The organism is Mesorhizobium sp. PAMC28654 (genome assembly GCF_020616515.1).
Classification (GTDB): domain Bacteria; phylum Pseudomonadota; class Alphaproteobacteria; order Rhizobiales; family Rhizobiaceae; genus Mesorhizobium.
On the sequence record NZ_CP085135.1, the window covers coordinates 2,668,659 to 2,681,848 of the forward strand.

At 63.4% G+C, this 13,190-nt stretch carries 10 protein-coding genes and 1 pseudogene; 6 read left to right on the top strand and 5 right to left on the bottom strand.

The genetic code is table 11. From position 1 onward, the window contains the following. Nucleotides 1-271 precede the first annotated feature (271 nt). From LGH82_RS13320 to LGH82_RS13340, 6 genes and pseudogenes are all read left to right on the top strand, one after another. Nucleotides 272-571 (top strand): zf-TFIIB domain-containing protein, encoded by a 300-nt coding sequence (locus LGH82_RS13320; RefSeq protein ID WP_227348898.1) that lies wholly within the window; start codon nucleotides 272-274, stop codon nucleotides 569-571. An 80-nt stretch (nucleotides 572-651) separates the two neighbouring features. Continuing rightward, nucleotides 652-1,641 (top strand): Tim44 domain-containing protein, encoded by a 990-nt coding sequence (locus LGH82_RS13325; RefSeq protein WP_227348899.1) that lies wholly within the window; start codon nucleotides 652-654, stop codon nucleotides 1,639-1,641. Between the two features lie 271 nt (nucleotides 1,642-1,912). Further along, nucleotides 1,913-3,795, top strand: a pseudogene (locus tag LGH82_RS13330) (ABC transporter ATP-binding protein). Next, complete coding sequence (locus LGH82_RS13335; RefSeq protein ID WP_227348900.1) at nucleotides 3,795-5,687, top strand: ABC transporter ATP-binding protein; 1,893 nt, start codon at nucleotides 3,795-3,797, stop codon at nucleotides 5,685-5,687. The pseudogene LGH82_RS13330 and the gene LGH82_RS13335 overlap by 1 nt, the downstream one beginning before the upstream one ends. Before the next feature lie 167 nt (nucleotides 5,688-5,854). Beyond that, on the top strand, nucleotides 5,855-6,109 hold the full coding sequence (locus LGH82_RS33660) for a M81 family metallopeptidase (RefSeq protein ID WP_413771446.1): 255 nt from the start codon (nucleotides 5,855-5,857) through the stop codon (nucleotides 6,107-6,109). Next, nucleotides 6,033-7,319, top strand: a complete 1,287-nt coding sequence (locus LGH82_RS13340) for a M81 family metallopeptidase (protein ID WP_413771447.1) — start codon at nucleotides 6,033-6,035, stop codon at nucleotides 7,317-7,319. Before LGH82_RS33660 ends, LGH82_RS13340 begins: the two co-directional genes overlap by 77 nt. 78 nt (nucleotides 7,320-7,397) lie before the next feature. Here LGH82_RS13340 and LGH82_RS13345 read toward each other — a convergent pair whose 3' ends face one another. The 5 genes from LGH82_RS13345 to LGH82_RS13365 all read right to left on the bottom strand — a co-directional run bounded on the left by LGH82_RS13345 (nucleotide 7,398) and on the right by LGH82_RS13365 (nucleotide 13,176). Next, a complete protein-coding gene (locus LGH82_RS13345; RefSeq protein ID WP_227348901.1) occupies nucleotides 7,398-8,423 on the bottom strand; it encodes an ABC transporter ATP-binding protein in 1,026 nt (341 codons plus the stop codon). Further along, complete coding sequence (locus LGH82_RS13350; protein WP_227348902.1) at nucleotides 8,420-9,460, bottom strand: ABC transporter ATP-binding protein; 1,041 nt, start codon at nucleotides 9,458-9,460, stop codon at nucleotides 8,420-8,422. The genes LGH82_RS13345 and LGH82_RS13350 overlap by 4 nt, the downstream gene beginning before the upstream one ends. Further along, nucleotides 9,460-10,356, bottom strand: coding sequence for a D,D-dipeptide ABC transporter permease (gene ddpC / locus LGH82_RS13355; RefSeq protein WP_227348903.1), 897 nt, complete (start codon nucleotides 10,354-10,356; stop codon nucleotides 9,460-9,462). Before ddpC ends, LGH82_RS13350 begins: the two co-directional genes overlap by 1 nt. Then, on the bottom strand, nucleotides 10,353-11,369 hold the full coding sequence (locus tag LGH82_RS13360) for an ABC transporter permease (RefSeq protein ID WP_227348904.1): 1,017 nt from the start codon (nucleotides 11,367-11,369) through the stop codon (nucleotides 10,353-10,355). Before LGH82_RS13360 ends, ddpC begins: the two co-directional genes overlap by 4 nt. A gap of 265 nt (nucleotides 11,370-11,634) precedes the next feature. Then, nucleotides 11,635-13,176 carry an ABC transporter substrate-binding protein gene (locus tag LGH82_RS13365; protein ID WP_227348905.1) on the bottom strand — a complete coding sequence of 514 codons (1,542 nt, stop codon included), beginning with the start codon at nucleotides 13,174-13,176 and terminating at the stop codon, nucleotides 11,635-11,637. Nucleotides 13,177-13,190 lie beyond the last annotated feature (14 nt).

Here is a 13,190-nt window from a genome sequence, read left to right on the forward strand (position 1 = left end):
GTCACGGACGGCTTTTTGGCGTAGCCATTTCCCGACGGTTTTGGCGGGATGGACCGAGACGCCGTGCGGCGCGTGGCCCTTCGCAATCAAATTCACTGCTTGAATCCAATTTGACCCTTGAAAGCGTCACTCCGCGCTCCCAACTCTGCGGTGCGGGCCGGGCCCCTCTGACTGTCGCCATTGGCGATTGTGATGTCGGACCGCAGTAACGGGCCCCATTTCATACCTTTCGGTCAATCGGGCTCATTCCTTATTCGGTCGGAGATCCCGCATGACATCATCTATCCTAGGTTTGGCTTGCCCCACCTGCCGCGTCGCACTCGTGATGAGCGAACGGCAAGGCATCGAAATCGACTATTGCCCGCAGTGCCGTGGCATCTGGCTTGATCGAGGAGAACTCGACAAGATCATCGAGCGCGCAGGCAAGGAAGCAGCGCCCGCACCGCAGGCACCTCCCGCATACTCCCAACCGCAGCCGCACGGCCGGGGCCGTGATGACGACTATTCCCGCTCGCAGGGCCATCACTACCCGAAGCGGAAGAAGTCATTCTTCGAAGAGTTGTTCGACTGACCCCCATAGACCGCTGGTCCCTCTCGGGACCGGCGTCACCAAGACCTTGCCAAACCGCCGCCGTGGAGGGCCGCCTGATCATGATTTCCAGAACAAACCGATTTGCCGCGCTGGTTGCAAGACTATTCCTGGCCTTTTCGATGGTCGCGATCGATCATGCCGAAGCGCGGCGCGGCGGCAGCTTCGGCAGCCGAGGCACGCGCACGTTCCAAGCCGCCCCGCCGACGAACACCGCGCCGGCGCCGACCGCTCCGCTCGAGCGCTCGATGACGCCCAACACCGGGACGAACAATGCGGCCCGCCAGCCACAGGCCAGCCCGCAGCGACCAGGCTTCATGAGCGGCTTCGGCGGATCGATGGTGCGCGGCCTGGTGCTTGGCGGCATCATCGGACTGCTGATGGGGCAAGGGTTCGGCGGCCTCGCCGGCATGTTCGGGTTTCTGCTTCAGGCGCTGCTGATCGGCGGCGCGATCATGCTGGCCATTAGCTTCTTCCGCCGCTCGCAGTCCGCGCGCGGACCCGCACCAGCCTTCGCCGGGGCCGGCAATGCCGGAGCTTCGGGATTTGAGAACCGCGCCGCGCCGCGCGACACAGGGAATGCGCCTTCCTTCACGATTCCCGGCTTTGGCGGCGGCTCGGGTGGGAGCACCCCGGCCGATTCGGACGAAATCACTCTAGGCCGGACCGACCTCGACAGCTTCCAGCAATTGCTGACTGAGGTGCAGGAAGCTTTCGGGCGCGAAGACCATGCCACGCTGCGCCGGTTGGTGACACCCGAGATGGTATCCTACCTGTCCGAGGAACTGGCCGACAACGCCCAGAACGGTGTCAAGAACGAGGTGACGGACGTCAGCCTGCTGCAGGCCGACGTCGCGGAAAGCTGGCGCGAGGGCGACCGCGACTATGCCACCGCCGCATTGCGCTACGAGTCCCGCGACGTGACGCGCGAGCGAGCCAGCGGCAAGATCGTCGACGGCGATGGAGACCATCCGACTGAAACGACCGAGTTGTGGACATTCACGCGCCAGAATGGCTCGGGCTGGAAGCTCTCGGCCATACAGCAGGCCTGATCGCGGCAATGAGGCTCGACCGGTTGGGCACGTCTCAAACAATGGCGGGTTGATCCTTCAGGCCATCTATCCGCACCTCGCAATCAAGCGCCTCGGCTTGTTTGCGAGGTGCCTTTCCATACACACGATCCGCCTCACCCCGTAATCCAGCTGGGTCCGCGCATCGCTTCCCCAGGCACAGTGCGATCCCCGCATTGGCCCTTGAACGCTCAAGTCGGACCCGCGTAACATCGCGGCATCTGAACTGAGTCTGCTTCATTCGTCCGGGCTAATGCCCGGATGGGTCTGGATATTTTCCTTGAATACGCAAGCAAGCAGCAGCGCGACGGAGCGCGGCAAATCGTTTGCCCATGTGGCGGAAGCCTCCTGGGGCAAGGGCCTCAGCACCTTGCTGCGTATCGTGCGCATGACGCTGCGCCACCCCTGGCAGGTCGCGATCACCCTCGTCTCGACTTTCATCGCCGCGACGCTGCAGCTTTTCATTCCGCGCCTGCTGGGACGCGCCATCGACCAGGCGCAGGGCGTGATGGCCGCGGGTGCCGGTGCCGCGGCGGAGCAGGCGTTGTGGAACACGGCACTGACGCTGCTCGTCGTCAGCATCCTGCGCGGTCTCTTCACCATGGCGCAAAACTATTATGGCGAAGCCGTCGGCCACCGGACAGGCTATGAACTGCGCCTGGCTTTCTACGAAAAGATCCAGCGCCTGAGCTTTTCCTACCATGACAAGGTCCATACCGGCGATCTCATCACGCTTGGGTTGCTCGATCTCGATGGCGTGCGCATGTTTTTTTCCACCGGCATCCTGCGCGTGGTTCTGCTCGGCGTGCTGATCGGCGTCGGCGCCTACCTCCTGATCAGCATTGATCTCGTGCTCGGTCTGCTCAGCCTGAGTTTCGTGCCGTTCGTTGCCTGGCGATCCTCGGTCACCCAGCTCAAGTTGCGCAGCACCTGGCTCACGTTGCAGCAGCGATTGTCGGTGCTGAGCCGGGTGATGGATGAGAATCTCGGTGGCATTCGTGTCGTGCGTGCCTTCGCGGCGCAGCGGCACGAGCTGGAAAAGTTCGACCGCGCCAAGCAGGACGCGCTGGACCTTGCCAATGAGCGCGTCGACATCCGCGTCAGCAACACCGGCGCCATGAACTTCTCGTTCCTCGCCGCCATGGGCCTGGTGCTGTGGTTCGGTGGCCAGAAGGTGATTGCCGGTCAGATCAGCGTCGGCACATTGGCCCAGTTCCTCACCTTCATGACCATCCTGCAGATGCCGGTGCGCCAGCTCGGGCTGATGGTCAATTCATTCGCGCGCGCCTCGACCTGCGGCACGCGGCTGTTCGAGCTGCTCGACGCCGAACTCGACATCAGGGACGCGCCGGGCGCCAGGGATCTCGTCATCACCGATGGCGTTCTGCGCTTCGACAATGTCGGCTTCCGCTATGCGGGCGCGGGCGACCGTCCGACGTTGTCGGGCATTTCCTTCGAGGCGAGGTCCGGCGAGACCATCGGCATTGTCGGCCCGCCAGGCAGCGGCAAGTCGACCATCGCGCATCTGATCCCGCGCTTCTACGACGTGGCATCCGGCACCATCACCATCGACGGCCAGGACATCAGCAAGGTCACGCTGCGATCGCTGCGCAAGGCGGTAGGCGTCGTGCAGCAGGATGCGTTTCTGTTCACCACCTCGATCGAGAACAACATCGCCTATGGCAATCCCTGGGCGCGCGAAACCCGCATCGGACAGGCCGCCGAGTATGCCCAGCTGCACAACTACATCATCGGACTTCCCGCCGGCTACACCACGGTGGTCGGCGAGCGCGGCGCGTCCCTTTCCGGCGGCCAGCGGCAGCGCCTGACGATAGCGCGCAGCCTGATGCTGCGGCCATCGGTGCTGGTCTTCGACGATTCCACCGCGGCAATCGACGCCGGCACCGAGCAGCGGATCAGGGCGGCCAGAAGCGTTTCGCCAGGGATCGGGTGACGCTCATCATCTCGCACCGGCTGAGCTCGCTGATGCATGCAGACCAGATCCTGTTCGTCGAGGGCGGCCGGATCGTCGAGCGTGGTACGCACGAAGAACTGCTGGCGCTCGGTGGATGCTATCGCGCGCTCTACGACCTGCAGCTTCGTCCGGACGACGATCGAGCCGTGGGAGCAGCGTGATGTCGACACAGAGCGACGACGAGAAGGACGACACCAGCGGACGGCCGACAAAGGCTGTCGTCGGCTCGCATCGCGACGAGGAAGAGGTTTTTGGCAAAGCCTACGACCCGCGCATTGTCAGGCGTATCTGGAGCTTCGTGAAGCCGTATCAGGGCAAGATCCTGATCTCGGTCGCCGCGGTGCTGGTGTTCACGCTGACGCAGCTCGCGATCCCGCTGATCATCCGCTACGCCATCGACCATGGCATGACGAAAGGCAGGCTCGACCAGTCGGTGATGATCTCAGCGATCGGCGCCTTCACGGTGATCATCCTCATCAACTATGCCGCCAGCCATGTGCAGGAAAGCGTCGTCGGCAAGGTGGCCGAGAATGTGCTGTCGGACCTGCGCCGCGCCATGTTCAGCCATCTGCAGCGCGTGTCCCTAAGCTTCATGGACAAGACCGAGGTCGGCCGGCTGATGTCGCGCCTGCAGGGCGACGTCAATTCGATGCAGGAATTCCTCGAGACATCCGTCATGTCGGTGGGCGACATCGTACTGTTGTTCGGCATCGTCAGTGTCCTTTTGTGGCTGGATTTCCGGCTCGGGCTGCTGACGCTGTCGACCATGCCGGTGCTGTTCATCGTGCGCCTGTTCTGGCTGCCGCGCGCCAAGGTCGCCTTCATGGCCGCGCACGAAACAAACTCAATCGCCAACGGGGCGCTGGCCGAAGGCATCCATGGCGTGCGCACGGTGCAGAGCCTGGAGCGCCAGCACGTCAATTTCGACCTTTATGACGAAAAAGTGCTGGCCAACCTCAATGCACATCTGCGGTCGGCGAAATACGCCCAGGTGATGGTGCCGATCGTCGATACGCTGACCGGCATCGCCATGGCGACGGTCATCGTCGTCGGCGGTTCGATGGTGCTGTCGCACAGCCTCGACGTCGGCGTCATGGTGGCGTTCCTGTTCTACATCCAGCGCTTCTTCGACCCGATCCGCTCGCTCACCATGCAATACAGCGTGATGCAGCGCGCCATGGCCTCGGGCCAGCGCATTTCCGAAGTGCTCGACGTGCCCGTCGACGTCAGCGACAAGGACGAGGCCATCGCGCTGTCGCGGGACATGGACGGCTCGGTCGAGTTCAGGAACGTCACTTTCGGCTACCGGCAGAACCAGCCGGTGCTGAAGAACATCTCCTTCCGCGTCAATCCGGGTGAGACCGTGGCGCTGGTCGGCCCGACCGGATCGGGCAAGTCCAGTTCCATGGCGCTGGTGCACCGCTTCTACGATGTCTGGTCGGGTGAGGTTCTGGTCGGCGGCCATGATGTGCGTGACCTGACGCAGGACTCGCTTGGCGACCAGGTGGCCATGGTCTTGCAGGAGCCGTTCCTGTTCTCCGGCTCGGTGCTGGAGAACATCCGCTACCACAAGACATCAGCCACCCGCGAGGACGTGGTTCGCGCGGCGCAGGCCGTCGGCGCGCACGATTTCATCGAGCAACTGCCCAATGGCTACGATACCGAACTCGAGCAGCGCGGCGGCAATCTCTCGCTCGGCCAGCGCCAGCTGATCAGCTTCGCGCGGGCGCTGGTGGCCGACGCCAAGATCCTTGTGCTTGACGAAGCCACCGCCAGCATCGATTCCTACACCGAGATGCTGATCCAGAAGGCACTGGTGAAGCTGCTGGAAGGCCGGACGGGGCTGGTCATCGCCCACCGCCTGGCCACCATCCGCGGCGCCGACCGCATCATCGTCCTGCAGAACGGCGAGATCGTCGAAAGCGGCAACCATGAACAGTTGATGGAAAGAAAGGGCCTCTATGCCCGGCTCTACAACATGAACTACGCCTCGTTCGACGACATCGCGGAGGGCGAGATGGAACTGGAAGCGGCGGTCGGCAAGGCGACATGACCGCGGCTGGGAGCCCCGCCGCGAGGGCGACCATAGTCCAACAGCGTTGACGGCAGGAGCCTCGGATCATAGCCAGTCGGCATAGGTTTCCGCAGTTGACTTTCCGAACATAAACATATTTTTATGGATCGGAAAACTCGTTTCAAGTCAGCGCCTGAGGTGGTTTCGTGAAGTTGTTCATTGCCGGGCTGGATACTGAAACCAATACGTTTTCTCCGATACGCACCGGCCATCACGCCTTTGTCGAGGGCCAGATTGCCCATGGCGATGCGACGACGAAGCCGCTGAATTGCTGCTCTTCGCAACTCTTTGTCTGGCGCAATGCGGCGCGCGAACGCGGCTGGAATGTCGTCGAAAGCCTGTGCGCCGTGGCTGAGCCCGGCGGCACGACGACACGCCGTCTACGAGGATTTCCGCGGTGAAATCCTGCGCGACCTCAAGGCCGCCATGCCGGTCGATGGGGTGCTTCTCGCCCTGCACGGCGCTTGCGTCGCCGAGGGCTACGATGATGTCGAAGGCGATCTGCTAGCCCACGTCCGGGCGCTGGTCGGACCCGATATCCCGGTTGGCGCGGAACTCGACCTGCACTGCCATCTGACTGATCGTATGGTCGAAAACGCCACCATGATCGTCGCCTACATGGAATATCCCCATACCGACATCGAGGAGCGCGCAGGCCATCTGTTCGAGCTGATGGTCAAGGTGCTGGCGGGAGAGATCCGCCCGGTGATGGCGCTGTTCGATTGCCGCATGATCGGCACTTTCAGGCCCCATCAACAGCCCTTGCGCGGACTGGTCGACCGGATGAAGGCGAGCCAAGGCCGCGACGGCATCCTTTCGGTGTCGTTCGGCCACGGCTTTCCGTGGGGCGATGTCGCGGATGTCGGCGCCAAGATGCTGGTCGTCGCCGATCGCGACGCGGGCAAGGCGCATCAAGTCGCCTCCGCCTTCGGCCGCGAGATTTTCGCCCTGCGCGAAGCGTTGGAACCCCATCATCTCAGCATCGACGACGCGCTTGACCGCGCGATGGCGATCGAGGGCGGCCCGGTCGTGCTGGCCGACGTTTCGGACAATGCGGGCGGCGGCGCTCCGGGCGACTCCACCTTCGTCATTCGTCGCGTCATCGAGCGCGGCATACGCGGCGTCGCCAGCTGCCTGTACTGGGATCCGATCGCGGTGCGGCTGTGCCAGGCCGCCGGCGAAGGCGCGACGTTGCCGCTTCGGATCGGCGGCAAGATCGGGGCGGCATCGGGCGAACCGATCGACCTCAATGTCACCGTGCGCCGCATCGCTTCAGGCGTTACCCAACGCTTTGGCGTGGTGCCGCTGCCGATCGGCGATGCCGCCTGGGTGAGCGCCGACGGTATCGATCTGGTGATCAACAGCGTGCGCACGCAAACCTTTCACCCCGAATGCATGACCGCGCTTGGTCTTGATCCCGCCACCCGCAAGATCGTGATCGTCAAGTCGAGCAACCATTTTCGGGCCGGTTTCGAGCCAATCGCCAAGGACATCCTCTATGTGGCCGCCCCCGGAGCGCTGCAGCCCAATTTCCGCGATCTGGCATACACCAAGCTGCGGCAGCCATACTGGCCGAAGGTCGCGGAACCGTTCGCGGAATTGGCGCTGTAATCAGCGCCAGGATTCAGCGTTTGCGGCGCGTGTGCCGTGTAGATAGATCGCCCTCGCGCGCCCACCCACCATCCGCTTTCAGATATCACCCGCCTGCGCGCGGTGACAGCGCACCGAGCGCGGCCATGCCACCTTGTCCGGCTTTGGTGTCGTGGCAGTCCCGGCAGGATCGCCGAATTCGATGAGCGACTGCGGACGGTCACAGCCGGCGGCGGCGAAGGAGCAGCGGTCGCGGTAGTAGCAGCCGGTCGGCAAGATGCGGTTGTTGGGAAGCTCGCCGACACGGGTCGCTGCAAGCTCGGGCAGCGGGTGCTTGAGGCTCGGAACCGTGGCCAGCAAGGTCCTGGTGTAGGGATGCGCGGGTGAATCGAGCACCTGCACGGCAGGTCCGGCCTCGACAATCTGGCCCAGATACATCACCGCCACGCGATCGCAGAAGTGGCGCACGAGCGAGACGTCGTGCGAGATCATCAGATAGGCGAGGCCCAGCTCGCGCTGAAGTTTCAGCAGCAGGTTGATGATCTGAGCCTGCACGGAGACGTCCAGCGCGGATGTCGGCTCGTCCAGGATCAACAGATCCGGATCGGTGCTGATCGCCCGCGCAACGGCGATGCGCTGCCGCTGGCCGCCGGAGAATTCATGCGGCCGCCGGTCGAGGTGCTCCGGCCGCAGGCCGACGGAAGCGGCAAGTTCGGCGGCGCGAGCCCGCAACGCAGCCTTCGACATTCCGCCGCGCACATGCAGCGGCTCGGTGATCAGTCGCCACACCGGCAGGCGAGGATCGAGCGAGGATTGCGGGTCCTGGAACACGATCTGCATCTGCTGGCGGATTTCACGTTTGCGCTTGCCGCGCGCGTCGTGAAAATCCTGGCCGTCGATCAGCACCTTGCCCGAGCTCCGCTCGACAAGGCCGATGATCGCCTGGACGAGCGTGCTCTTGCCGCAGCCGGATTCACCGACAATGCCGAGGCTTTCCCCCGGGCGGATCGCAAGGTCAACCTTGTTGACGGCATGAACATGCGAGGTGGCCCGGCCGAACCAGCCTCCGGGAATGGGAAAGTTGACGGTAAGGTCCTCGACGCTGAGAAGAGGCGCGGTCGTCATTGCGTGGCCTCGCTCATGATGCTCGATGGTTGGATTGTGCCGCGCCGCCAGCAGGCGACGAGATGACCGGGAGCGGTCGCCACGGACGGAGGTTTTGCCAGGCACTGGTCGTTGGCTTCGGGACAGCGTGGCCGGTAGAAACAGCCCTGCGGCGGATCAAGCAGGTTGGGCACGGTTCCGGGGATGGCCTCAAGCTCCGCTTTCGGCTCCACGCGTTCCGGCAGGCAGCGCAGCAGCGCTTGCGTATAGGGATGCTGCGGCGCTTCCAGCACCGCCCGCGTCGGACCGGACTCGACGATGCGGCCGGCATACATGACGTAGAGCCGGTCGCAGAGCTGCGAGACAACAGCGATGTTGTGCGAGATGAAGACGACCGAGGTGCCGGTTCGCTTGGCGCGGTCGAGGATCAGCCGCAGGATCACGGCCTGCACAGTCACATCCAGCGCCGTCGTCGGTTCGTCGGCAATGATCAGGCCGGGGTTGCACGAGAACGCCATGGCGATGAGCACGCGCTGGCGCATGCCGCCCGACAGCTCGAACGGATAGGCCTTCATGATCCGGTCGGGTTCGGCGATCAGCATGTCCTTGAGGATGCCGCGCGCCGTGCGCTCGGCCTCTGCCTCACTGACCGCCTCATGCCGCCGGATGACGCCGACCAGTTGCTTGCCGATGCGGATGGTCGGGTTGAGCGCGTTCATCGGCTCCTGGAAGATGGTCGAGACCAGCTTGCCCCTGACATCCTGGAGCTCGGTTTCGCCCATCGCGAACGGATCGCGGCCAAACAGGCGGATGCTGCCTGATGTGACGCGGTAGCGGCCTTCCGGCAGGAGCCGTGTCGCCGCCATCGTGGTCACCGACTTGCCGCATCCGGACTCGCCGACAAGGCCGACGATCTCGGAGGTGCCGATCTCGATCGTCACGTCGTCGAGCGCCTTGATGGCGCCGGCATAGGTGGGGAATTCCAGCGACAGGCCTTCGATGCTCAACGCTGCGGGTTTTTGCCCGGCAGACTTCAGTATTCCGGATGCCGCCGCCATCACCGTCCTCCCAACCGTGGATCGAGCATGTCGCGAATGCCGTCGCCCAGCAGGTTGCAGCCCATCGCGGTGATCAGGATGGCAAGGCCGGGAAAGGTGCAGTACCACCACTGGTCGAGGATGTAGTTGCGGCCGGTGCTGACCAGCGCGCCCCATTCGGACGTCGGCGGCTGTGCGCCCAGCCCGATGAAGCTCAAGGCGGCAGCGATCAACACGATGCCGCCGAGGTCAAGCGTTGCCTGCACGATGATCGGCGACAGCGCGTTGGGCAGGACATGCCAGCGCAGGATGTAGAGCGGCGAAGCGCCGAAGGTACGCGCCGCCTTGACGAAGACGCGCTCCCGCAACGACAGCGTCTGCCCGCGCGCCAGCCGCACATAGGCGGGGATGCGCACCAGCGCCACGGCCAGCATCGAGTTGACCAGGCTTGGCCCAAGTGCCGCCGCGAGCGCCATGGCCAGGACCAGCGCCGGCAGCGCCATGATGACGTCCATCAGCCGCATGATCGCGGTATCGATGCGGCCGCCCAATATGGCGGACATGCATCCGATCACCACGCCGACACCAACCGATATCAGGACGATCATGAACGCCGCGACGCAGGAGGCACGCGAGCCGAAGATGATGCGTGAAAACAGGTCGCGACCCACCTCGTCGGTGCCGAACCAGTGCTGCGCGCTCGGCGGTTGCAGACGCGCCGACAGCATCAGCTTGTCGGGATTGTAGGGCGCGATCAGGGGTGCTGCGACAATCATGATGATGACCATGACGATGATCGCCGCGCCAACCAGCGTCAGGGGGCTGCGGCGTGACAGATACCAGAGAAAATGCAGCCGCGATTTCCAGCCGGAAGCGGCTGGGACGGCCTGTATCGCGGGAGAGGTCACACTCATCATCCGATCTCCCGGATCTGCGGATCGGCGAACATGTAGGCGATGTCGACGATCAGGTTGATGAGGACATAGCCGATCGATGCAACCACGGTGAATCCCATGATCGCGGGAAAATCCAGCGTCTGGATCGAGGTGACGACATAGGTGCCCATGCCCGGCCAGGCGAACACGGTTTCGGTCAGCACCGCACCGTATAGAAGGTCGCCCAGCGCCAGGCCAAGCAAGGTGATCGACGGGATCAAGGCGTTGCGCAAGGCATGGTTGAAGATGATGACCCGGCGACGCAGGCCGCTGGCGCGCGCGGTCCGGATGTAGTCCTCCTGAAGCACGTCCAGCATCGATGCCCGGATCTGGCGCGTGATGACACCGAGATTGGCGAAGGCGAGCACGAAGGAGGGCAAGATGAGATGCCGCACCGAGCTCCAGAACGCGTCCATGCGACCCTCAAGCAGGGAATCGATCAGGAAGAAGCCGGTGACGCGCGTTGGGAGCGCGATGCCCATGTCGATGCGCCCGCTGCCGGGCAGTATGTGCAGCTTGGCGTAGAACAGCAGCACCAGAACCAGCGCGAACCAGAACACCGGCATCGAGATGCCGCAGACCGAGATGGTGCGCGCCACCTGATCGATCGGCCCGTCCTTGTAGATGGCGGACGCAACGCCAAGCGGAATGCCGATCACGATCGCCAGGATCAGGGAGATGGCGCCGAGCTCCATCGTTGCCGGTAGGAAGGTGGCGATGTCGCCGGCAACCGAGCGCCGCGTGCGCAGCGAGGTGCCGAGGTCGCCATGCAGCAGGTTGCTGACGTAGATGGTGAACTGGTCCCACACCGGCCGGTCGAGCCCGAGGTCACGCCGCACACTCATCAGCGTCTCGGCGCTTGCCCTGTCGCCAGCGATCATCCGGGCTGGGTCGCCTGGGATCAGGTGGGAAATGATGAAGGTGATGACAGCGACGCCGAAGACGACGAAGAACAGCATCACGAAGCGGGGAATGATAATGCGCATGATCGTCATGTGAGGCCGGTCCTCGTGGCGCTGCGGGCTTCTCTTTATCCCTACGGAACTTGGCGACCGGCAAGGCGTTGCGCCTCACCGATCGTCAGACATTATTCGACGCTTCCCGGACTCAAGTTATCTTCGAGACTACACGGCCAGACGCTTCCGGCAACCGACCGGAAGGCATCTGGCGTTGCAGCGCTGCGCAAGGCAGGGATGCCTAAAATGTCAGATTCCATATGTGCGACGAACGGGAGCGCCAATGGCGCCCCGTCGCGCGCGGTCATTCCGACTTCGACATGGTGGCGAAGTTGTAGACCTGGATCAGCATCGGGTTGTAGACGTAGCCCTTGACCACCGCGCGGCGCGCGAAGATGTCATTCTTCTGCATCAGGTAGAGGTAGGGCGCATCTTCAGTCGATAGCTTCTGTGCCTCGAGATAGAGCTGCTCGCGCTTTGGCTGGTCGATGATGCTTGCGGCCTCGCGAACAAGGCCGGCGACCTTGGGATTGTTGTAGAAGGCGCGGTTGCCCGGGCCGCCCATCCGGTCCGGATCGAACCAGTAGTTCATGAACATGTAGGGGTCGGCGAAATCGGGCGTCCATGCACCTGGCGCCAGGTCGTAATTGCCGCTCGCCGCCATTTCGCGTTTGGTGGTGTCGGCAACGGCCTGCAGGTCGAGCTTGATGCCGATGTCGGCCAGATTGGCTTGCAAGGCGAGGCCTACCGGTTCCCAGGCCGTGTCGGCCTGCGAGAATGTGTAAGTGAGGTGGATGTCGGACTTGCCGGATTCCTTCAACAGCGCCTTGGCCTTCTCGACATCGTAGCTGTACTGGAAGCCTTTGGGGTCATGCCCCCACATGCCATCCGGAACGGCGCCGCGCATCTGCTCGGCCTGGCCCTGCATGATGCCGTCGACGATGCCCTTGTAGTCCACCGCGTAGGAGATTGCCTGGCGCACGCGCACATCGTCGAGCGGCGGCCGCTTGTTGTTCATATAGATGTAGTTGACGTAGAGGCTCGGATTGCTCTCGACAACGATGTTGCTGTCGCTTTTCAGCGCGGCGGCCTGGTCGACCGGAACCTGTTCGATGATGTCGGCATCGCCGTTGACGAGTTGCAGGCGGCGCGCCGAGATCTCTCCTACGGTGCGCACCACGATCTGCTTCAGGGCCGGAGTTGGGCCACTGTAGTGCTCATTGCGATCGAGCACGACGCTCTGGTTGCGTTCCCAGCTGGTGATCTTGTAGGCGCCGCTACCGGCGGTGTGCTCGGCCAGCCAGGCCTTGGCCATGTCGCCATCTTTTTCGTGCTCCATCACCTTGGGATTGATGATGGCGGCACCGGAGACGGCCATGGTCGAAAGGAACGGCGCGAACTGCGACGACAGGATGAACTTGACCGTGCTGGGATCGACGACCTGAACTTCCTTCAGCACGGGAAAGGCATCGGAAGGACCGGCCTTGAGTTTCAACGCCCGGTCGAAGCTGAACTTGACGGCCGCCGCATCGACATCCGTGCCGTCATCGAATTTGTGGCCCTTGGCCAGCTTGAAGGTCCAGACAGTATTGGTATCGTCGACGGACCAGCTTTCGGCAAGCTCGGGAACGACGTCGGTGGTGGCGCCCTTGTAGGCCACAAGGTGCTCATAGGCGGCATAGATGAAGGTATAGCCGCTGTTGCTGATCTCGACACCGGGGTCCGCGGTCGGCGCATCCTCCGCCCGGCTGAGAACCAGCACATCCGACGCGGCCCAAGCCGCTTGCGTGAGCGATGAGGTGACTAAAAGGGCAAGGCCCAGCTTCTTCCAGTGCGCGAAAACCATCTCTCTACCCTCTG

What these genes read in the sequence shown, in the direction of transcription:
- LGH82_RS13320 (WP_227348898.1), top strand. Translation starts at nt 272, where the DNA reads ATGACATCATCTATCCTAGGTTTGGCTTGCCCCACCTGCCGCGTCGCA.
- LGH82_RS13325 (WP_227348899.1), top strand. Translation starts at nt 652, where the DNA reads ATGATTTCCAGAACAAACCGATTTGCCGCGCTGGTTGCAAGACTATTC.
- LGH82_RS13335 (WP_227348900.1), top strand. Translation starts at nt 3,795, where the DNA reads ATGTCGACACAGAGCGACGACGAGAAGGACGACACCAGCGGACGGCCG.
- LGH82_RS13340 (WP_413771447.1), top strand. Translation starts at nt 6,033, where the DNA reads ATGTCGTCGAAAGCCTGTGCGCCGTGGCTGAGCCCGGCGGCACGACGA.
- LGH82_RS13345 (WP_227348901.1), bottom strand. Translation starts at nt 8,423, where the DNA reads ATGACGACCGCGCCTCTTCTCAGCGTCGAGGACCTTACCGTCAACTTT.
- LGH82_RS13350 (WP_227348902.1), bottom strand. Translation starts at nt 9,460, where the DNA reads ATGGCGGCGGCATCCGGAATACTGAAGTCTGCCGGGCAAAAACCCGCA.
- ddpC (WP_227348903.1), bottom strand. Translation starts at nt 10,356, where the DNA reads ATGATGAGTGTGACCTCTCCCGCGATACAGGCCGTCCCAGCCGCTTCC.
- LGH82_RS13360 (WP_227348904.1), bottom strand. Translation starts at nt 11,369, where the DNA reads ATGACGATCATGCGCATTATCATTCCCCGCTTCGTGATGCTGTTCTTC.
- LGH82_RS13365 (WP_227348905.1), bottom strand. Translation starts at nt 13,176, where the DNA reads ATGGTTTTCGCGCACTGGAAGAAGCTGGGCCTTGCCCTTTTAGTCACC.